This is a genomic window from Aeromonas sp. MdU4 (genome assembly GCF_041929505.1).
Lineage (GTDB): Bacteria > Pseudomonadota > Gammaproteobacteria > Enterobacterales > Aeromonadaceae > Aeromonas.
The window spans coordinates 1-21,868 of record NZ_JBHFMW010000037.1 but is presented as its reverse complement, the minus strand read 5'-3'; the positions used below and the strand labels follow the sequence as shown (position 1 = coordinate 21,868).

14 protein-coding genes and 5 pseudogenes are annotated in these 21,868 nt (G+C 48.4%); 13 read left to right on the top strand and 6 right to left on the bottom strand.

Features of this window, described 5'->3' with window-relative positions; translation table 11 throughout:
• Positions 1-377: recombinase family protein (locus tag ACE1BR_RS20915; RefSeq protein ID WP_374873677.1), on the bottom strand; the 377-nt coding region annotated here is incomplete at its 3' end.
• Between the two features lie 679 nt (positions 378-1,056).
• Complete coding sequence (locus ACE1BR_RS20910) at positions 1,057-2,955, bottom strand: hypothetical protein (protein ID WP_374873675.1); 1,899 nt, start codon at positions 2,953-2,955, stop codon at positions 1,057-1,059.
• 166 nt (positions 2,956-3,121) lie between these two features.
• Here ACE1BR_RS20910 and ACE1BR_RS20905 point away from each other — a divergent pair, with 166 nt between their 5' ends.
• From ACE1BR_RS20905 to ACE1BR_RS20880, 6 genes and pseudogenes are all read left to right on the top strand, one after another.
• Complete coding sequence (locus ACE1BR_RS20905; protein ID WP_374873673.1) at positions 3,122-3,358, top strand: helix-turn-helix transcriptional regulator; 237 nt, start codon at positions 3,122-3,124, stop codon at positions 3,356-3,358.
• Between the two features lie 64 nt (positions 3,359-3,422).
• Positions 3,423-4,973, top strand: a complete 1,551-nt coding sequence (locus ACE1BR_RS20900) for a YfjI family protein (protein ID WP_374873671.1) — start codon at positions 3,423-3,425, stop codon at positions 4,971-4,973.
• A gap of 371 nt (positions 4,974-5,344) precedes the next feature.
• Complete coding sequence (locus ACE1BR_RS20895) at positions 5,345-6,016, top strand: inovirus Gp2 family protein (protein WP_374873669.1); 672 nt, start codon at positions 5,345-5,347, stop codon at positions 6,014-6,016.
• A 71-nt stretch (positions 6,017-6,087) separates the two neighbouring features.
• Positions 6,088-6,489 (top strand): H-NS family nucleoid-associated regulatory protein, encoded by a 402-nt coding sequence (locus ACE1BR_RS20890; protein ID WP_374873667.1) that lies wholly within the window; start codon positions 6,088-6,090, stop codon positions 6,487-6,489.
• Between the two features lie 1,116 nt (positions 6,490-7,605).
• Positions 7,606-9,148 (top strand): annotated as a pseudogene (istA, locus tag ACE1BR_RS20885) (IS21 family transposase).
• A gap of 14 nt (positions 9,149-9,162) precedes the next feature.
• Positions 9,163-9,357: pseudogene (locus ACE1BR_RS20880) on the top strand (ATP-binding protein); the annotation flags it as partial.
• Here the strand turns inward: ACE1BR_RS20880 and ACE1BR_RS20875 are convergent.
• Both ACE1BR_RS20875 and ACE1BR_RS20870 read right to left on the bottom strand, forming a co-directional pair.
• Entirely contained in the window at positions 9,316-10,878 is a 1,563-nt protein-coding gene (locus ACE1BR_RS20875) for an EAL domain-containing protein (protein WP_374873665.1), read from the bottom strand. The pseudogene ACE1BR_RS20880 and the gene ACE1BR_RS20875 sit on opposite strands and share 42 nt — an antisense overlap.
• Positions 10,879-11,018: 140 nt before the next feature.
• Positions 11,019-11,237: a FaeA/PapI family transcriptional regulator gene (locus ACE1BR_RS20870; protein ID WP_374873663.1), complete on the bottom strand. Its 219-nt coding sequence runs from the start codon at positions 11,235-11,237 to the stop codon at positions 11,019-11,021.
• A 1,261-nt stretch (positions 11,238-12,498) separates the two neighbouring features.
• On the opposite strand from ACE1BR_RS20870, the gene ACE1BR_RS20865 reads away from it, so the two are divergent.
• From ACE1BR_RS20865 to ACE1BR_RS20835, 7 genes and pseudogenes are all read left to right on the top strand, one after another.
• Positions 12,499-13,089 carry a hypothetical protein gene (locus tag ACE1BR_RS20865; protein WP_374873661.1) on the top strand — a complete coding sequence of 197 codons (591 nt, stop codon included), beginning with the start codon at positions 12,499-12,501 and terminating at the stop codon, positions 13,087-13,089.
• Positions 13,090-13,191: 102 nt separating this feature from the next.
• A pseudogene (locus ACE1BR_RS20860) lies at positions 13,192-14,075 on the top strand (IS982 family transposase).
• 43 nt (positions 14,076-14,118) lie between these two features.
• Positions 14,119-14,748, top strand: a complete 630-nt coding sequence (locus ACE1BR_RS20855) for a hypothetical protein (RefSeq protein ID WP_374873659.1) — start codon at positions 14,119-14,121, stop codon at positions 14,746-14,748.
• Between the two features lie 72 nt (positions 14,749-14,820).
• Positions 14,821-17,541, top strand: coding sequence for a TcfC E-set like domain-containing protein (locus tag ACE1BR_RS20850; protein ID WP_374873657.1), 2,721 nt, complete (start codon positions 14,821-14,823; stop codon positions 17,539-17,541).
• 233 nt (positions 17,542-17,774) lie between these two features.
• Positions 17,775-18,551, top strand: coding sequence for a hypothetical protein (locus ACE1BR_RS20845; RefSeq protein ID WP_374873655.1), 777 nt, complete (start codon positions 17,775-17,777; stop codon positions 18,549-18,551).
• The gene (locus ACE1BR_RS20840) at positions 18,551-19,750 is read left to right on the top strand and encodes a hypothetical protein (RefSeq protein WP_374873653.1); all 1,200 of its coding nucleotides are present in this window, start codon (positions 18,551-18,553) and stop codon (positions 19,748-19,750) included. The genes ACE1BR_RS20845 and ACE1BR_RS20840 overlap by 1 nt, the downstream gene beginning before the upstream one ends.
• 108 nt (positions 19,751-19,858) lie before the next feature.
• Entirely contained in the window at positions 19,859-20,035 is a 177-nt protein-coding gene (locus tag ACE1BR_RS20835) for a LysR family transcriptional regulator (RefSeq protein WP_374873651.1), read from the top strand.
• Positions 20,036-20,046: 11 nt separating this feature from the next.
• Here the strand turns inward: ACE1BR_RS20835 and ACE1BR_RS20830 are convergent.
• Together ACE1BR_RS20830 and ACE1BR_RS20825 are read right to left on the bottom strand one after the other, a co-directional pair.
• Positions 20,047-21,076 (bottom strand): annotated as a pseudogene (locus tag ACE1BR_RS20830) (IS630 family transposase).
• Between the two features lie 104 nt (positions 21,077-21,180).
• Positions 21,181-21,868, bottom strand: a pseudogene (locus tag ACE1BR_RS20825) (reverse transcriptase/maturase family protein); the annotation flags it as partial.

Here is a 21,868-nt window from a genome sequence, read left to right as displayed (position 1 = left end):
ATTCCTTCAGCTTGCCGCTCTAACATCAACTCTCGTTCGAATGTTGCGATAGCACCGATCATGGTGAGCATTAACTTGCCAGTAGGCGTTGAGGTATCGATCCCCAGATTCAATATCCGTAATGCAACTTGCTTATGTTGTAGATATTCTGATATCTCCAATAGGTGACGAGTATTACGAGCCAAACGATCCAGCTTGGTAACCATCACCACGTCTCCTTCCTTCACATAATCCAAGAGGAGAGTAAGTTGTGGCCTATCATCACTGGCGCCGCTAACCTTCTCCTGGAAAACTTTATTGCATTCAGCCAGTGCTCGAAGTTGAACTTCAAGGCTCTGACCTCCCGTACTAACACGTGCGTAACCTACCAGTGCCATGGTCTCCTCCCGGTCAATAGGGCAAGGTACACTGACCCCCATGGTCAAAAATCTCGAAGAGACCTTAATGACCAGAAAATGGAGGGAAATAGAGGAAATGAGTGCCGATTTCGAGAGTGTCACTAGGACTTGATCTATTGAATCAAACCAGTGGTTTAAAGACGTAATGTGTCATCTTGTGTCAGTGAGCGCGATGGCTTGCAGCAAGTACAGATATCCGATGAAATGTATGGATATCCATCTTGATGAGTTCAAAAGATAAGCACTTTAATTAGCATTGGTGAACGGGAGGACCGGTCTCATGTTGTGAGCCGGAATACCTTAAATGCTGCGCGTGATCAATCGCATGGTTTATAAAATTGCCCATGATTAGTCCTGAATGAAAAAGGGATGGCTCAGAGCCGTCCCTTGAGTAGGTTCAGGAATGTAATATATATTTAAAATAATTTAAAATGCACAATAAAATATGACAAACACAATTCCATACACAACACAAAAACCACCTTGATTTTTCAAAGAGTTGAGTTGATTGCTGCTACAGTTGCTATTAATAGCAACTGTAGCAGAAAAAGCTCGATGATGAAAATGAAGGGGCCACAACCAAGATCGTTATGAACCCCTCGGAGGTACATGGATGCTATCAACTAACCCCCTGACTATCGATAGCTCCAATCTATAGTCAGAATCCAATAACTCTAAGATCTTCGTTAAACTCTGAGAACGCAGGAATTAGTTTTTCATGGTTTCTTAATCTATGTAAGTTAATAAGTCTCTCATTGGGTCCACACAGATATTTAAGCAGGTTATCTATGTTACCAAGACAATAAAGCAAATGAGTTTTATTTATATTCGGGATGATATTTCTCTTGAAGTCAATAGCCTTTAACACTCGTCTTCTTTTTAAAATATCCAGGAGGTCACGTAATGAGTTTACCGAATCAATTAAGTCTAATGCTAATATAATGTCGCCAGCAATTTTATCAAAGTCATACAGTAAGCCATAAATGCCTTGTGGGTATTTGTTTTCACCATCAGAAACACAGCCTATTTTAGGGACAAGTCTGTTATAAGCATAAATGGAGTTTATGACTGTTGAATAATAAACTAAACCCTCATCTTTATAGGACAGGGCGGAGTGCTGCGTACTAATATAGCGGTGAAAAACACAAGTGTTCAAACCATCTAATCCATAATTGAAAAGGATGCCTTTGTGGTTAAGTATGTCATTTACTGGTGGGTTTAGTGAATAATGTGGAAGAGTTCTCTTAAACGATTCTCTAAGTCTAAAGATTAAACCAATTTTAAAGGTCGCAAATAAATATTTCAAGCTCCCTTGCAGTTGCAAGGGCGATTGTGGTATGTCGTCTAAGAGGTTGAGTGCAACGAGACATTCATTTGATCTTATTTTTTCGATAATCTTAGTTAAATGTTCATGGTGTTTGAAAAAATCTCCATATGGATGAGTACTGACTACCTGAGAGATATAATTATAAAACCTATCATCATAATGTAAGGGAGATTCAGGATCCAGTGCGTGATAGAGGAGATATTGTATATCATCCATAAGTTTTAACGGAGTAATGAAACAATCCAATCGAGACAGCGCGTTTCTATATAACGATCCCAGAGTGTCATCCAGTATGCGTGGCGAGTTAATTAATGATCGTCCATTAGCTAAATACTCTTCAGATAAAGATCTCAGAATGTCATTAACATTATGTGAATTTTTAACATCAAAATAGGCCGTTATTAGCGCTGTAACTAATGACGTCTTAATATCGAAATATGTTACCAAGCATGTTGCATAAAAAGCGGAGATGATTTTTGGACAGATACTCTTGGCTTTTCTGCAGTACGTAAGTTGCTCGGTCAACTCTTGGACTTTCTTTTTATTAAGTTCTGTCTGTTGGGAATTTTCTAAAGCTTTTATATCCTTCTCTAATCTCAGTAAATCTAGGTTTAACTGTTCATCTACAATACGAAATTTTAGTTTAATTGTTGTAGATCTTCTAAAGTGACTTGGCTTTTCTGAATTGGCATGCAATCTTAGCTCGTAAATCATTGACTTGATTGTGTCAATAGTTGGTTTGTGATTTACACCTAGCTGGTTGAAGTAATTCAATAGATAGTCATGAGCAAAGGATATTACGGCTCCACGCTTATACTTATCATCATTATTTTTAATAAACGACATGAACTTGTCTATATGATGATAGATAGACGTGGCGTTGGTGGTGACTTGGTTTATAAAAATATGGTTGGCAATAATTGGGATCAAAATTTCCTCTTGGGAAATTATCTGTATAACCTCAGGCTCTTTACATGTATAAAATGGTAATGATTGGAACTCGTTACATAAAAATTCCAATACTTGAAGTTGGCGAAATACCATTTCATGAGAAAAATCACTACCTTGACTTAATAGGCTAATTGTCTCTTTAATAGCGTTGCTAGATAAGTAACTCTGGTGTTTTTCAAAATTTGTACTATTACGTTGCTCGTTTTTGTTAGAGACGACAAATAATCCCAATGCATCTATGACGTCATAAGTTATACCAATGAATTTATTGATGTTCATCATGCCTCCATTAGTTTTTAGAAAAAATAAAAATAGGAGAAGTCCATTTCATTAACATTTCATTTACCTGCAAAGGTAGTGTTATCCACTGTACACCGAGTGACCACGCAATGTGAAGCTGACATGATGCAGTCCATCAACCCGCTCATCAAAAAAGAGGTGCATTATGGCAACACTACCAGTATCAGGCGCCCATACGCCGGTTCGAATTATTAGAATGCAGGAGCTAATCGGCATGATTGGATTGAGTAAAAGCACGATCTATAACCGCATGGACCCTCGCTCTAAGTGGTACGATAAAAATTTTCCACTCGCTATTAAACTTGGTAAGTCTGCGATCGGATGGCGTTCATCCGATATAGAAATGTGGATTCTAACGCTGTCCCAAAGCGTTGAAGGTTAATTAAATTCTTGAATTTACATCTGCATCTCAAGTCAAGCAAAAACAGCTATATTAGGAGTTATTGATGACAGATAGACAACCATGTGTAAGTATCAATAGTCCATGTGAGTTTCCTTATCACCTTCTCTCTGATGAATATAAAAATACTTATCATTGTGTAAAGAGAGTAAGTCAAGCATCAGATGGCCTTATCTACTCAGTAATGTTAAGTATTATGGGGTTAGCATGTCAAGATTTAATAGAAATTCAAGTTCATGAACAGTTACGTATAAAACCTATGTTGTATATAATTGTTTCATCGCCTTCAGGATCTGGAAAAACTTTCGTATTCAACATGCTGACATCATCTATTCGTCTTATTCAGGAGTCGTTAGATAGAGATGATGCTGAAGCGCTCTGCACATTTGATGGTGAAATGAAAATATGGGAAATCCAAATAAAAGCTGCAGAGAAAGGACTAGTAAAAGCAATCCGTGACAACATGAATATTGATCACTATAAGGAAACCATTCGTCAACTTCATCAGACAAAACCTTTACAGCCGTCAGCTAGACAATTGATACTTAATGATGTGACCAATGCAGCAATAATGCAGCAGCTAGGAAATGGAAATCCTTCTTTTGCCATCATGTCTGATGAGGCTGGAGGGTTATTTAAAAAAGACTTTTTAAAGGAGACATCAAACATTAATACGTTGTGGTCTGGGGGCGGGATTTCAATGAGAAGAGGTTCTGGATCTGGGGTGACAGTAAATGACATCAGTCTTAGTATCATGTTGATGGTTCAGCCAAAGTTATTTAGGAAATTTCTTGCCGAAAATGGTGACATTGTTCGAGATAGTGGTTTTTTGGCTAGGGCTTTGATTTGTGAACCTCAGTCTACACAAGGAAGTCGGGTTGATCTGGATGAAGTGTTATTGAACGACGATGATCTAACATGGTTTCATTCACGTGTTACGAGCTTGGTAAAACAAGGGATAGAACGTAGGTACAAAGGTAGGAAGCATCACATTGTGACGTTATCGAGTGAGGCTCTCGAATTTTGGAAGAAGAACCGATTTAAGTTCGAACCTTACATGGCAGAAGGAAAACCTTTAGAACAGTACCATGATTACTGTTCAAAGTTCATGGAACACGCAACCAGACTGGCTGCAGTAATAGAGGTGTTTTCTAATGGCTACGAAACAGAAATATCACTTGCTTCAATGGAGGCTGGATATTGCATCGCCAATTGGTATTTTGATCACTTCATTGAGATAATGAGTGGTAACAATGGAAATAGTGGCGTAACTGATGCAGAAATATTAGATAATTGGTTGAAAGAAAATGTATTGTTAAAGGGCGATGTTGCGATTGAAAAAAATAGGATCAGGCAATATGGCCCTAATCGTTTAAGAGATAGCATACGACTCAATGAAATATTATCTCAATTAGAATCAGAAGGGAGAGTTAAACTATATAAGAAAAAAAATACTTATATGGTTTTATACGTAGAAGCAGAGATTTTCCATCAGATTGGAAAATCTGATATTGTTGCTAGCGGATATCGACCATATGAATTTGCCCCCTATGGTTCCAAAAGAGATCCAGCATTTGGGTTCATTATTCACAAGTGAAAACACTCGACTAATTTTAAATAACTTCAGAGTCAATATTTATAACTATATTTAAATGTAATTTATTGTGAGTCATATGTGGCAAGGGTTTAGCTTATTACATTATTTAATTGATAGGGAGAATATGTCCTGTATATGTATTATATATCAATAAAGTATGTTTACTGCATATCAACAAAGCATATCTGATATATATCGATAAACCATATGTAATCATACGCGTTATACGCCCTGTAACAGGGGCTACATTATAGTCTATATATCCCCTCTCTCTTGAGAGGGGAGGATTACATTTTATTTAAAACACTAACGCACGTTATTGTGTTAGGCACAACACTTTATCAAACACTTAGCATTTGGGAGTGAACATTATGTATGACAAAATATTATTAACCAAGATGGAGTTTGAAGCACTGTTGCAGGAATGCATATCTGGATATGGGCCAATGAACCAGGCTTATCTGGCGCGCAGTGTAGAGTTTACAGCTCAAGTATTAGCAGAGACTCCTCGAGTCTTTGCTATTCGATGCGATTTAAGGTTCGCAGTGGATACCACTGAATACGATCCGGATCAACTTATCTTCATGCAGCGCACTGACCCAGCGGTTATCACACGCGTCATGGAATCCCTTAAAAGCCAGATCAAAGCAAACCATAAACGTAACAACCGACGAGGGGAGCCTCGTCTACCTGCTTACATCTGGTGCAGAGAAAAGGACTCATCAGCACACCACCATTACCACGTCATGCTATTCTTCCACAGAGACGATTACGCCTATCTGGGTAACTATTTAGAACGTGATGGTGATAACATGGGGGTGAGGATACAGAAAGCGTGGTGTAGTGCACTAAGCTTACCGTATCCAGAGCATGCTCACTTGGTTCATTTTCCTACTAAAGGGACTTATGGACTACCTCGCAATGCGGCAATTAATCGAGATAAAATCTATCACGACTTTCTATTTCGACTAGCTTACCTGAGTAAACAGAGTACGAAGGTTATGGATGGGCAACGCAACTTCGGTTGCAGTCAAATACGATAAGACGCTTGAGCACGTCAGTGCTCATTAGTATGCTATAGAACAATCCCTGCGTATTTAATTGAAGGATATCTATGAGTGAATTTCTAAAAGTGCTGCTGAACATCCGTAGTCTGCGGGCAGCACTGCGCGAGTTGTCACTGGAGCAAGTCAAAGAAGCCCACGAGAAAATCGAAATGATTTATCTGGAACGGTTAGAGGTAGCTGAGAAAGAACAAGCCGCCCAAGCTGAACGTCAGCAAAAGCTGGCTGAGTTCCAAGCGATGTTGGCTCAAGCGGGTATCGACCCCACTGAGTTGGTTGGCAGTACTCCGACAGCAGCTGCTGCGACTAAAACCAAACGAGCACCGCGTCCCCCGAAATACCGTTACGTTGAAAATGGTGTAGAGAAAACCTGGACCGGTCAGGGCCGTACACCCAAGTTCTTGGTGCAACAATTGGAACAAGGCCGTCAGCTGGATGATTTTCTCATCTAAATAGACAAGGCCATGCCCTCACGGCATGGCCCTTTTGTTTACACGCTCCGCGACCCAATGAATGCCAGCCCTCGTCACTACGAACTAGGCATATTCGGTAATGATTTGTCGCATGGCTGCGGTCAGCACTAATGACATTATTCAAAACACCCATTAGCATGCGCATGATTCTGGCTTAGCTCAGTAGGTAGAGCAACTGACTTGTAATCAGTAGGTCACCGGTTCGATTCCGGTAGCCAGCACCACGATCACCACCAAATTCCTCATAGCCGATCCCGATGCCAGCCATAAAAGACTTAGACGCAGAACGTACCGATTTGGATACCCGATTACGTGAAGCCATTGATAGTTGGGATCCACGTCGCCCCAGACGTTGGCTAGCGAAATATGGCGGTTGGCGTGTCGAGAAGCGTTCTGTGCTCACACAACGATACTGCGCCTTGCGAGACGAGGCCCAAGCCTTGCTGACGAGAGCTTGAATCGGGAAGGTGGCTGTCATTACCAAATCGGGCAAATTACTCATTGGTCGCATCGGGACTATTCGTTTCACCTTCTCTCATCCATCGAGGTAATGATGGAGTCGTATGTCTTTCACGCCTTGCCCTACTTTGCCACGTTACTTGCAAGTGGCACACTGGCTCTATGACCAGCAGCGAGCAATCAGTGCGCGTGAAACTGCGGACGAGTTCGGCGTGTCGTCTTGGTTCATAGAACGTGATTTTGCCAAGATCTGGGCATTGCCCTATGTCGTCGTGTTCGATGAGGAGCAGGTGCTAGGTCAAGATGGGCGGCAATATCGATTGTGGGGGTTGCGTGTTTATCCCTATTGGCTTGACGAACACAGGTGCCCTCATCGTCATTGCGCTGGGTGTTTGGATTGCAATGTCCCTCTCATGGCGGGGTCCTGGTGCCAATTGGTGCATATTCCGGCCGATCATGAACACCGATTCCGGACCAATGTGAACGCTCATTCCGGCTCAACCTGAACACTTTGCCCCTCCTTTCCGGAAACAGTGTTCAACATCCCGGAATCACTGTTCACATTCACCAGAATCATCCTTAACGCATTGATTTAACAACCTTTGATACGCTCTCCCTTTTGCCAGGGAAGAGCCTATGTCTGCCAAGAGGATTGCAATGCGTAAAATTCGTGAAGTGCTGCGACTGCGGCTGGAGGCTCAGCTCTCTTTTCGCCAGATCAGTATCTGTACCAAGGTCAGTGTCTGCTCCATCCAGAAACTCCTCAAAAGTGCCCAGGCGCTCGGCCTTAGCTGGCCCTTGCCCACCGAGCTTGATGATGACCGACTGGCTGCCCTGTTTTATCCGCGGGCCGATACCACTATATCGGCCCGCCATGTCGTGCCGGATTGGCCCTCTGTCCATCAGGAGCTCAAGCGCAAGGGGGTCTCCAAACAGCTGCTCTGGGAGGAGTACACCCAGCGCTATCCCAACAGCTGTTACAGCTACTCCCAGTTCTGCGGCCGTTACAAGTCCTGGTGTCAGTTGCAAAAGCGCTCCATGCGCCAGATCCACAAGGCGGGGGGAAAAGCTCTTTATCGACTACTGCGGGCCCACGGTGCCCATCGTGTCGCCGACTACGGGTGAGGTCCGTCAGGCACAAGTCTTTGTCGCCGTGCTCGGTGCGTCCAACTACACCGTTGCCGAGGCTACCTGGTCACAGTCACTGCCAGACTGGCTGCAAAGCCATGTCCGTGCCTTTGAGTTTTTCGGCGGGACACCGGCACTGCTGATCCCCGACAACCTCAAGAGCGGTGTCAGCAAGGCTTGCCGATACGATCCCGAGCTCAACCCTAGCTACCAGCAGTTGGCCGAGCACTATCAGGTGGCGGTGATGCCAGCTCGTCCTTACAAGCCCAAGGACAAAGCCAAGGCCGAGGTGGGGGTACAGATCGTCGAGCGCTAGATCCTGGCTCGCCTGCGCCACCAGACCTTTTTCTCGCTGGCCGAGCTCAACCAGGGCATCCGGGCTTTGTTAAATGAGCTCAACGAGCGCCCCTTCAAGCAACTGCCCGGTAACCGACGTGAAGCGTTTGAGCAGTTGGACCGCCCTGCACTGGGACCACTGCCGGTGCATCCCTATCGCTATGTCGCCATCAAAACGGTCAAGGTCAACATCGACTATCACGTCAGCTATGAGCAGCACCATTACTCGGTGCCACACCAGTATGTGGGCCAGCAACTGGAGCTCCATGCGGGCGACACTTTGCTTCAGGTCTATCACCAGCAACAGCTGGTCGCGAGCCATCCGCGTAAAACCATCCCGGGGATGAGCACGCGCCCGGAACACATGCCAGAACGTCACAGCAAACAGCAACGTTGGACGCCAGGGCGTCTTAAGCAGTGGGCTGCTGACATCGGACCGGGCACCTTGTGCTGGGTTAGCGAACGATTGGAAGAGAAAGCCCATGCGGAGCAGGCATACCGACTCTGCCTGGGGCTACTGAGTCTTAGCCGGGAGTATCCGCCATCACGGGTCGAAGCCTGTTGCCAGTTGGCCAACCGGGAAGGACTGGTGCGACTCAAACAGCTTAAGTCGGTGCTGGCCAGTGGCCGCGACCAACTGCCCGCAAGCCCGCTGAGCTACCCAGAGTTACCGCAAGAGTACGAGAACATCCGCGGCCCCCAGAGCTTCCACTAAAGAGGATACGCCCCATGACCCAACAAACCCTGACCCGCCTGAGAAACCTGAAACTGACCGGCATGGCGGATGCCGTGCAACAACAACTGGAACAGGCGAGTACTTACGAAGGGCTGCCCTTCATCGAACGGCCAAGCCTGCTGGTCTAACACCAACCAGGAGAGTGGCTACGCCGGGGGCTGAAACTGCTCATCACCGCCCACTGTGGCAAGATCTCCCTGGCCCGGGCGACACCACGGGTAATGTTTACTGACTAATGGCCACAGCTCGGTCAACCACTCTTGCAGTGGCTGAGGTTTGCCAAACAGATAGCCCTGTAATTGGTCTACGCCACGTCTAGTCAGGTAATCAGCCTGAAACTCGTTCTCCACTCCCTCGGCGACAATGTCCAGACCCAGCTTGTGCCCCAAGTCAATCACATGGTTCACCACGTGTTGAGACACATCCTCTACCCCGATCTTGCGCACAAACATCTGGTCGAGTTTGATGATGTCGACAGGGAACTGCTTGAGATAGGCCAGACTCGAATGGCCAGTACCAAAGTCATCCAGCGCCAGATAGATGCCCATACTGCGCAGCTCGTGGAGCAGGGTTAAGGTCTGGGGGTTGTTACACAGCCACTCTCGTTCGGTCAGCTCCAGCGTCAGTTGCACCTTGCCCGATGGAAAGTAACTGAGAAACTCACGGCAATCGCTCAGCAGTGTATTGGACCTGAAGTGGGCTGCGCTGATATTGACCGCCAGATGAAAGGGAGTGGGAAGCCGGGATGCCATCGGGGCAAGCTGTGCGACAACTTGCGTCATCATTTGTCTGGTCATAGGGACGATTAAGCCAGAGGCCTCTGCCTGCGGGATAAACTGCATCGGCTCGACCAGACCGACATGCTGGCGTTGCCAGCGCATCAGCACCTCCAGACCACACAGTTGCCGATTATGGGCACAGATAACAGGTTGAACATACGGGATGAACTCTTTTCGTTCGACCCCTTGTTCCAATGCTGCCTCCAGGGGGGAGGTCTGGCCCAGCCAGCGCCATAGTGCGATGGCACAAGATAATGAGAACGCAAGCCATAACAACCAGGTCAAGCGCCACTGGTTAGCCCATCCCAGCCAGGTAGTAAAGCTGGTTGTGTAATAGAGAGAGAGACCAAGTGGGTAGGTGGCTGACGCATGGTAGATCTGGGCATCCTGTGCCTGAGGGGGGGACTCGTCATGCAACTGACCAGAGCTATCTAGCCAGAATTCACCGACCTGCAGCCAGATCAAGGTGGTTGGGAGGTTGAGTGAGAGCAATGTAGCCAGGTGGGCACTGTCAATAGTGCTAATCACGGCGCCTTCGCTGGTGGCGGTCAAGATTGACAGGAGGGGGTAGTATGGACGGGAGGCATTACCCGGTTGCAGAATCAGCGATCTCGTTGTGTCGTTGTGAGCGAAGGCGGAAGGGATGGGTTCATTCACATCTGCTCGCAACGAGGAGCAGTAAACTCTTTGCTGCTGGACCAGCTTGAGGGTATAGACAAAGGCCGCTTGGGTGGCGGCGTTGCGCAAGGCAGGCAAAACGCGCTGGCAGGGTTGACCAACCAGACCTGCGACTTGAATGCCGGTGCGCTGGGCAGAGGTCAACAGTTGCTCAATACGCGTAAGCGTAAGTTGGCCAGCCTGCCAAGCATGCTCGTAGCGTTGTTGCTGACCAATCACTGTCGTAGCGATACCTCCCACAGCAATGAGCATGAGCCACATCAATAGTGCAGTGATGCTGCGGAATTGACTCATAAATGAGAGTGATTTACGAGATACCAACATGCTCTGTCCTTGTCGATATAAGAGAAGAGCAGATGGCAATCAGGGCCTTGAGGAGTGGCGACATCGTTTCAGGACTCCTGTTGATCGCTAACCAGTGACCAGCGGGAGGCGCTACCACGGCGCTCACGGTCCCGTAGGACAAGACGCTGTTTTTGCAAGTGAAGAAGCCGGTAACGAGCGGAATAGGCCGAGATACCGAGCGCATCGGCGACCTGCCGGGTTTTGACGGGTTCAACATCGGCGTGTTCATGACGCAGAAAGGTTAATACTGCCTGATACCTGTCCATATTCTCACTCTCTTAAAATATTGAGGTTGGCATTCCATTGGTGGTGATATATGCCCCCCATCGTCCCTGGCAGAGTGCGAAACGCAGTGAATATGTAGTTGATTCTGTGTGTGATACAGAGACCGCGTCAGCTACTCCTGGGTTACAATTTATTTTTCGTAGTTTTATAGCTACAACGTGTATTACATATGTGCCGTTTTATTTTTGCTTATTGAATGTGAAACACCATGAAAATAGTCATTTAAAAATGCATAATGAGAATATTTTTTGTTTGCTCCAAAGCGTTTTAAAGGTTGTACATGAGATCTTGTAATGCGGTTTATGACCTGATCAAACGCGACATTAATTTACGCTACCAGCTTTTTTTAGTTGTTGTCAACTGCAGGTGAAAATGAAATACCAGCCGATGATGACCATATCCTGATTCGTTTTTCATTATGTTCCCTATTCCAAGTGTCCTCGTTTACGAATTCCCACCCCACAGACATCTACACCATCACCTAATTGTCATCATCGTGGTTCAGCACGGATAAATTTAAGGCAATGCTTGCAGGTAATATTGTTGTCATTTGTGAGTATTTAATGGCTCGACTGGGGCTAATTGGCTGTTGCTGGGGCATTAACTGGGCCCATCGTTTGAGTTTCAATTATGTGACACCTAGTGTGATGGTTGTCACAAAATAGGCCATTTGTCGCTGATGCATGAAATTCCACCAAAACACCATTTAGCAGCTTTAAAGATCGCCTAAATGATGCGCATTAGCATAAAAAGTTGTGATGGCGTTGTTTGACTGCGCTTGGCTCTGAGTCAAACGCAATTTGCAGCATAAAAGATCGTCAGGCATCCATTCGCAGTGCGTTTGTTCTTTGGTATAAGATTGCCTGGTCAGTGATTAATTTGGTTTTTCACGCATCAGGCCGTAGATGGAAAGCGGCTCAATGGGGGACTGTGTACATGTTGATTTTGGAAGGGTAAGGATATATGTGAATGCGAAAATGTATCTGCACTGGGCTTCTGTTGTCGTTATTGACCTTGGCTCCATTGTGGGTAGCGAGACAAACAACTTCCTTGTTAGCTTGACTGGGGCTTGCCCAAGCCCTCTTTTAATGAGGGGGATAATTTAACCGTGCAATCGAGCGTAATGCTCATTGCCTTTGTGGGTGTTCCAGCCACCTTCCGCAGGTGAGATGACCGCTTGGTAATCTTTTCTGTGGCAACAGCTTTGCTGGTATTGCTTAATCAACTATTTACGGAGTGAAAATGGAAATGAAAAATAGGTTCAAGCAAGTGGCTTTATTTGTAAGTGTGGCAGTGCTGGGTATGGGTAGTGCGCTGGCGGCTCCGGTGGTCAGCACCCAGTCGATGAATATTCAGTGGGCAGGGACTGTGCCGAACTCGCCAATTAGCACGGGCGCATGGAAATTTGTGGAGCTAAACGACCCTACCAAGGATTTTGTGCCAAGAGTGGGGACTATAATCGTTCAGGACGATTCGCTAGTCCCAGGGGGGAAAACACTGGAAACCTCTCTGATTCAGTTTGCGCTGCAAACTGGCACTGATTATTTCAGTGATAACACACCGGTGAGCGCTTATTTGGCGGCTGATGTGGCATTTTCTGGTCTGACTAACGTCCAGGCCCAGCCAGCTATGACAATTAGCGCTGGTACCGGCAAGGACTTGAAAGTGGGGAGTGCCAATGCGGTTGAGCTGCAGAAGATTACAGGCGCGACAACCAATAACATTCCGGTTGTTTTGCGTGGCAAGGGTACCCTGCCACCTAGCTCCTTCAATGAAGGAGATAACTTTACCGCGCAAGCAACGATCATGTTTACTGCATCGGTTGGTGTGTAAGTTAACCTGAACTCAGGATAAAAACGGCGAAAAAATGAACTTGATGCCCGTTCCAGGATCTGATCCTGCAGTAACAAAAACGCTGACCACAAAGGAACGGGCATGGACAAGTTATTGGAACTCTTCTGTGATGTTGATGATTTTTGTGCCGTATTTATGCCTCCATGGCACCAGCAATTGTTGGCTAGTGGTCAGCGCCAACGCCAGCGTATCGGGAGCATGAGCGCGAGTGAGATGATGTGCATCATCATTCTCCTCCACATGTCCCACCACCGGGATTTCAAAAACTTCTACAACGGTTTGCTCCGGAGCTATCACATGCAGGATTTTCCTCAATTGCTCAGTTACACCCGGTTCCTCGAGATGATGCCATCCGTGTTTGTCCCGCTCTGTGCCTATTTCACCCAACTTAAGGCAACGCCCACCGGGATAGAATTTATCGATTCGACCAGCATCAAGGTCTGTCATAACCTGCGTATTCCCCGGCACAAGGTATTCGATGGGGTCGCAAAGCGAGGCAAGGGAACAATGGGTTGGCTTTATGGATTCAAATTACGCCTCATCGTGAATCACATAGGGGGACTGGTGGCCGCCAAACTGACGCCAGCAAATGTTGATGACCGGGCTCCGGTCAGGGAATTAGCAGCCTGTTTACCGGACCGGTTATACGGCGATAAAGGATATATCAGTCAAACGTTATCAGATGAGCTTGCAGCCAAGGGAGTGACATTGATAGCGGGGCACCGTAAGAATATGAAACCAAAGGTCCATTCGCTTTTTGACAGGGCAATGCTATCCAAAAGGTTCATCATCGAAACAATCAAGACCAACTGAAAAACATCTCGCAGATAGAGCATTCTCGGCACAGGAGCATGCACGGATTTGTGTTAAATCTGCTTGGAGGGCTGAGCGCATACTGCAACAAAGACAACAAGCCAGCCTTGAATCTTACATCCGAAGAACAATCTGTGATGATGCTGGCTTAAACCGATCTCAGGTTAAGTTAGGTAACGAATTGTGAGGGGTTTTATGAAGTTGTTCTTAATTGGCTGTGCGTTACTTGGTTGCTCCCTTGCGATTGATGCAGCCGATTTATCGCTCCATAAGCCCCTTACAATTAAGGCCAATGTGGATGTATCAAAAACCAACAAGACGGCGATACACCTCAAAACTTATCGAAACTGGTACACGCTGGACTGGCGCCCCAAGAGCGAGACTCATGGGGGAACTTTTAGGGACCTGAAGGTTCATTTTAATGTCGAAATAGATTCTGTGGCAGCAGTAGCGCCAAGAGTAATAGTTAATTTGAGTCAATTATCGATGGTGTGTACCACTGCGAAATCGCGCTACTACTACGACAGGATGGCCCCCGTTACTGGTGGAAGCCAGGGGCGTTCGGATACTGAGTTTGGGGTCCTAACTGTGTTTTCAAAGATCCCCAATGGCGGCTGGGGGCCTGATGACGCGAATATAAAAACCGTCCCTGGGAGGGTTCACATTCCTAGCAGATTCAAGTCTTACAGTGAGGTTTTCGATAAGGAGGTGTGGGGGCTTAATGGGACTCTTTTATTTCGTTTTCCTTGGCATACCAGAGAAGTAAATGACGGTGGTGCGGACTGTCAGGGTCGTGCAAGTCTTGTTATTGAAAGTGAAATTTAATTAACCTCATTTTTGTGTTGCCTTGAAATTTGAGTGTCATTCTCGGCTTGGTTATCGCTTGTTGGTGGGTAAATGAAATATCTTCACTTTTGTGTAGCGGTCGCTTTGTTGCCTGTGAATACCTTCGCCAACACTGCCGGTGGAGAAGTTTCGCTTGCCAGCACTGCCAGAGCTGCTGCGCCAGATGAATTCAAAGCACTATTTGAAGCAAAGCCTGCCAGTGTCGAATTATTGCTGGTGAATGGTAATCGCTTAAAAGTGACTGGCTTGCTGAGTTATTACCATTTCAAGCTGGGCGAGCAGGCAGATACTTCGGAGCTGGAAGCCTTCTTGCTAGACAATGATGTCAGCGAGCGCGGCGCGGTGCAGGTTGTAGCTATGCTGGTTGAGGGTGTTGAGAGTGACCCCAGCTGTCGCGGTGATAAAGATAGCTGTGTGGTAACCCCTACCGGGCCACTGACTGCTGTGGTTGATTCTGCTCATGAGCGGGTGCGACTCATTCTGGATAAATCCCTTTATGCGACCGAGTCTGGGCAACCCGAGTACGTTGCCAGTTATAACGACAGCCCGGCATTTATTAATCACGCTGCGCTCTACACCAGCTACTTCAGTGACCAGATCAACGTCACCCTGAATGATGATAGTGTGCTGGGGTTGCCATATGGTTATATTCGTAGTCGTGTCACATCCAACGGTTATGATAGCAATATTGAGCCAGCTATTGAGCGTCTGGATTATAACTATGAGTTTGATCAGTATATTGTGAGCGCCGGGCGCAGCCGGGATTTCAATAACATCAATAGCAGCTCGCTGTTGAGCTTGAGTTCCATTGAGAAGGAAGGGGTCTTTTTCGGCTCGTCGCGCAATTTGGCGAGAAAACCCATGGACGCCTATCAGCGCCTCTACTTTTATATGCCAGAAAACGGGGTGGCTGAGGTATATCGAGATGGCAAACTGCTATTTTCCACCCCCATGGACGCAGGGCAGCAGTTTTTGTCGTATGACCAGTTGCCTGCAGGGAACTACAGCATCACGTTGACGCTTAAGGCGGGGGAGCGGGTGTTGATGGAGCAGGAGCATGCGATTGTCAACACCCAGGATTTCAAGCTGACCAAAGGGGGCGTGGATTTTCTGGTGGGGGCATCGAATGCCACTCATGCGGATGGGCGTCAGTTACTTGTCGGCGAGGCGGACCTGGTTTATCGGCCATGGGATTCGTTCCTGTTTGGTGCCGGGGCGGCGTTCGGCGGGGGGGGTGGTTTGTTCAAACTGGCGGCAAAGTGGATCCCCTCCTCCGATTTTTATGTGCAAGGGATGCTGGGGGGGGCGACGGATGACGCCCTTTACGGCACCCTGACGGCCACCTACGGCAGCATCTCCCTGTCGTATCAAGGTAATCGCAGTGTTTCCGGCTCCAGTTCGAACAGCTGGGACGGGGGTGGTAATGCGCCAGAGCGCGAATCGACGCTCTCCGAATTGTTGATGGGCGGGTATGGCAGTAATCGAAGTCTGAGCCTGTCAGGTAGCTATGCGATGGGGGCCGGTAGTGGCTATGCCAGTGCGTTTTATTATGAAAATGGTAACACGAGTAGCCTGTACAGCAAGAGTATGAGCGCCAACATCGGTTATCATATGCCGATTGGTTCATCGTCGCTGGGGGTCAACCTGGGCTGGAGTCAGCCGTTGGGTGGTGAGCGAAATGACCGCAATCTGACGGTGGGACTGAACTGGAGTATGTCGCTGGGTGACAACACCTCCGTGGTTGTCACTAACCAGTGGGATAAGCAGGGCGGTAGCTCAACCCTGGGCTCGCTGCGCCGTAATTACGCTCTATCTGAGCGCGGGTCGGCCAGTCTGGAAGTGGGTAGCGGTTACCGTAATCAGCAAGTGGAGGGAACTGCATCGGGCTCGCTGACTTACCGCGGTGAGATGGCAGACATTTCAGGCAGTGCCTCGACCTCCATTCGGGGTGAGAACAACCTGTTTGCATCTATCAGTGGTTCTCAGGTGATTTCCGGGCAGGGCGTTCATTTCACCACAAAGCAAAGCGACAGCTATCTGGTGCTTCGTGACGAGACCCCTGAGGCCAGCCAACTGGCGGAGTCAGAGAGCAACCTGGCCTCGCTGCAACTGGGCAGCCGCGGGCAGTACGAGACCTCGCTGGAGTACCGCGCCGATGGGAGCGAGCAGCTGGTCCCGTTGACCAACTACCTCCCTTATCAGGTCAAGCTGACGACCGAAGAGGGGCGTTTCTATAACCGGGGGGAAGATGATACGCGCGGTTTTACCCATCCGGGCTCAGTGCTCTCCCTTGTGACCGAGTTTGGGCGCGAACGCCAATTGCTGGGGGCGTTCTACAACGCCAGCGGCTCTGCCGTGACACAATTGCGCTGTGAGGGCGAAGGGTGCTTGCAGGTCGACAAGCTTGAAGATGGCCTGTTCAAGGTTCGCTTGCGCGAAAGTGGCGAGTTCCGCCTGATGGCTGAGCGTCAGGAATGCTTGGCCAGCGAGGATGTGCCCACGCCTGTGCGCGCTCGTGGCGATGCAGGTGCAGCCGGAGCTACCGGACCAGAGCCATTACAACGCCTGTCCCGGGTTGAGTGTCGCCTGCCAACAGAGAATGGTAAGGAAAAAGGGCCGCTGCTCTGGAGTCAGCAACCACATAAATTGCAAAAAGATACCGTGGTGCGGGCACCGGATGTGCTGGATGGCCAGCCGCAAGCAGCAGTCTCTTATCGTGAGTGCAAGCAGTCTCCCTCGTCAGCGCGCGATGCCTCGGCGTGTCGCAGCTAATGCCGACGCGCTGCAATTGTGATGCTGGTCGTAAATAACACGTGGTGATGGCATGAAAAGATTTGTGTCATCGCTATTGGGTATCACTATTTGTTGACCATCGTCACTCTTGGTCGTCGGGTGAAGTCAGCAATATAGGGCGCGTGCAGCAGTGAGTACTGTGCGAATGTAAGTCGCCCTGCTGTTCATGGCTTTGCTCTACGGTGATTTAATTTAGCTTGGTGAAGAGAAATATGATGCAAGTTCGAGCCCGTTTTTTGATGTCCGCCCTGTGTGCCGCCTTGTCTGTGTGGCATGAGCCAGCCAGCGCCCTCTCAATCGATAATATGATTTTGGTGAGCGGTCAAAATAGTAAAGGGGACTTTCTCACCCTCAACAATAACAGCGAAAGTCCGGTATTTGTTAAAACGGAATTGTCGTCATTAACGACCGACAACGGCAAATCTCACGAGACCCGGTATACCAAAGATAACCTGATGCAGTGGGGGATTACGCTGGACCCCAGCCTGTTCATTCTTGACCCCGGTGAATCGCGACAGGTGGCATTAAGGGTATTGACCGACCCCGGCCGTCTGCGCGATGAGGTCTACGGGGTGAGTTTTATTCCACAGGCGAACCAGCCGGATGCCAGCAAGGGCGAGCAGCAGATGAACATCCAGGTGGGCTTCAAGGCTTACTATATTGTGCCCGCCAAGGAGAGCAAGATGGATTATCGCGTTCGCTACAACCCGCAAAATGGTGAGTTGACCCTGACCAATCTGGGTAACACCCTGCTGCAAGCTCAGCTGAACCAGTGTCGCGCCGGGGTGAAAAAGGACCCGGAAAAGCCGTGCAGCACCATGTTTTTGGTGATTGCGGGCAAGGAGCGAACATTTACCGTGCCCGAGTGGCTGCGTGGCGAAAAAATGCCGCTTGAGGTCATGAACCACAGCAAGCGTTATCGCCAGCCTGTGACCTTGACGGCGCAGCAATCGACCTACTCCTACAGCGCTCAGTTGGAGAAAAAGTGATGGCTGTGGGCATGAAAGAGGCCGTCAATGCAATGTGGATGCCTTTGGGGCGGGGGGGGGAAAGAATGATGAGAGCGCTATGGTTGGTATTTTCGCTGTTGTGCATTTTTAATGTCAGGGCGGAAACGCTGGATGTCACCTTTACGGTAAAGCCAGATGGCTCGGTTGTTCTTGAGAACAGCTGGGGGGCGCGATTCACTGTGGACTGTACTCCTGCTTGCAATCAGGCGGCGTGGCTCTATGCTCCGACTTCGCAGCTGCCAGCCTCGATGAGGGATACAACACCGATTGATGCTCTATCGTGGGCAAACCGTATCTGGCCAGTAAGTCATCGTTTAAGTGCTATGAATAATAATAGCTTAGAGGTATTGATACGCCCGTATAATATAGCATTGACTATTCCAACGGATACTACGGGGGCTTGGACGATAGATAGTTCACCTCATCAATGCCGCGACTGGGGTACTCCTGGGCACTCAGTAAGTTCGGGATATATCCAAGCGTGGGTTTTGGGAGAACCCGACGGAAAGGCAGCATGTGATTCGCCGGGAGTTATTTACTCATCCTCACGACAAGGATTTAATAATCATTATCGCATTCAGTCTTACACATTTTTCTCGAACCTGTCAGGCGGTGTTAATGGGCTCGGTAAGTTGGGGTTGCGTGCGGGTACATATAAATTCCCACCCGCTACCTTTACTCTTTCGAGGCTATCCCCTGAAGACAATTATGCCCCAAAAACAACATCAACTGTTGTCATGAACGTAACTGTCGTGGTCGAGCCTGTCCCCAGTCGTGTTGATATGCCCAGCTCGGTGGATTTGGTGATAGATAATAACACCGCTGGCGACCTGGTGGGCAAGGGGGTGGTGATTGCTCAGGTGCATGGTAACCTAGGGCGCAATTTGCGGGTGCAACTGCGCTCCCCTTCGGGCGGCAAGCTGGTCAAGGGTGGCGAAACCATCCCCTACACCATGGATGTGACTGCGCTGGCGGGGGATTTAAAAACCCGCCCGCTGCTGGACAGCAAGGGGGGCTTTACCGAGGCGGTTATCCCCTTGCATGAAGGTATTCGTGATGAGTTCCCTCTGCGCTTTGATATCAATTTCCTGGTGCCCAAGAGTGAGATAACGGCTGGCAAGGTTTCTAGTGGGTTGTTTGTTGACACCGCTACCTTGATTTTTGCTTCGGATATTTGATATTCGGATAGCATGTTTGTAGGGGGGAGATATGCCCCTCTGCGCAATCTGAAGTAAGCCTTATGGGGCGATTACTGAGTTAATCAGTATCGGCGAGATTGTGGGTATATGAGCGCAAAACTAACTAATGTACTGAATATCAAAAACCTCATCGTGTTTCATGCAGTCGTGCAACATGGCAGTTTAACGCGCGCCGCCAAGTTGATGAACCGCTCACAAGGGCAATTAAGTTCTATCGTGAAGGATATTGAAACGGCGTGTGGCACCAGTTTGCTAAATAACTGATCCCAATAGTGCTACACCTTCGCTGTGCCATAGCCATTCCCCGGGAAAGGAGACACGGTATCCATGAAGTGTTTCACTCGGGCCAGCAGGCTGGCCATTCCTCTACATTGATGATTGCGCGTGATGGTTTCATGTAACTTGTGCCACAGCCGTTCTATGTGATTAACCCAAGGGCTGTACACTGGCTGGAACACCAGACAGAACTTCGGATTCTTCTTCAACCATCGCTCGGTCTGTTTGCTTTTGTGAATGATGTAGTTATCGAGGATCAGCGTGATGGTTTTGGCTCGCCGGTAGTGGCGACGCAGCTTTTCCAGCATGGCGATAAACAGGGATGAGTTTTTCTTGATCCCACTGACGTAAAGCACTCTTCCGTTGCCTGCATGGAGAACGCCTGCCAGGTAATGTTTCGCGTTCTGCCCAGGTGTGACAACCCGCTTTTGTTGCGCTCTGGACATCCAGTCGGCCCCTAATTTGGGATTGAGGTCTATATCGACTTCATCCTCATAAAACACTGGATTATCGGCATCGCAACGGGCCAGCGCGGCGTCGATATTCGCCATTTTCTTCTGATAGGCTGGGTCTTTTATCCGCAGTCGGTACGGGCCTGCGCCAGACAATACCCATACGAAGTAACCATCGGCGGAGCGTGGAGGCGGCCACATTGAGTCCTGTTAACCGATTGATTTTGATAGCCAATAGTTCGGTACACCAACGGCTGCGCTGATAACCAAAATCTTGCGGAGAAAACTGCATGAGCAGCACCAGTAAGGTGACCATCTTGGTGATAGGTAAAACTGGGGCACGGCCAGCCGGTAAGGCTTCTAGCGCATCGATGCCTTCATCTCGATACCACCGAAGCCAACGACCGATGGTCGAGCGCGCAGCGCCGGTAAGGTGATGAACATCAGTGATCGTGCATCCTTCATGTAACAGCAAGATGGCCATCAAACGACGTGCATGCCCTTTATCACGGGTGGCATGGATGATTTTGTGAATGCGGCGCCGTTGTGGTCGTGGCAGGGGTGGTAGGATAGGCATCAACTCAGTCCTTTGGGTGTGGCTTGTTTTGTTTGGCGACTAATGAGATCGCACAAACTGGACTGAGTTCCCTACCTCCAGTGATCTACTATTCGGAACGGCTATTTAGTCTTGTCCATGTTCAGCCTGAGTTTCAGACTGCCTTCGAGCACGCCCCTACACTCCTCCCTGATGGCTTCTGCCTGTGTTTTGGTGCCTTTAACGATAAGCACGAAGTCATCGGCATACCGGCAGTACGCTACAGCGGGTTTCCATTGCCAGTTTTCTCTGACTGCGGTACTTCGGCCTCGCTGGATACTGTTATTCCAGTACCAGCGATCCTTCCTGGCTTTCCCGCTCAGGTAGCGTTTATGCAGATACTGATCGAACTCATTGAGCATGATATTCGACAGCAACGGCGATATTACGCCTCCCTGCGGCACGCCTTCACTGGCCGCCCGAAAGAGACCGACATCGATATGTCCCGCCTTGATGGTTTTCTACAGCAGGGCCATGAAACTTGCGTCACTAACCCTGCGACGTACGGCCTTCATCAGCAATCGATGATGTACGGTGTCAAAGTAGCTGGACAGGTCGCCTTCAATCACCCAGCGCCCCCGTGTTTCCCCACCGTCGGTGAGCTGTAATTTCACCGTGCGGATCGCGTGGTGGACACTGCGCTCAGGCCGAAATCCATACGATAGTGTATGAAAATCACTCTCCCATATCGGCTCCATCGCCATCAGCATTGCCCGCTGAACAATACGATCCCGCAACGCGGGGATACCCAGTGGTCGCAGTTTGCCGTTGCTT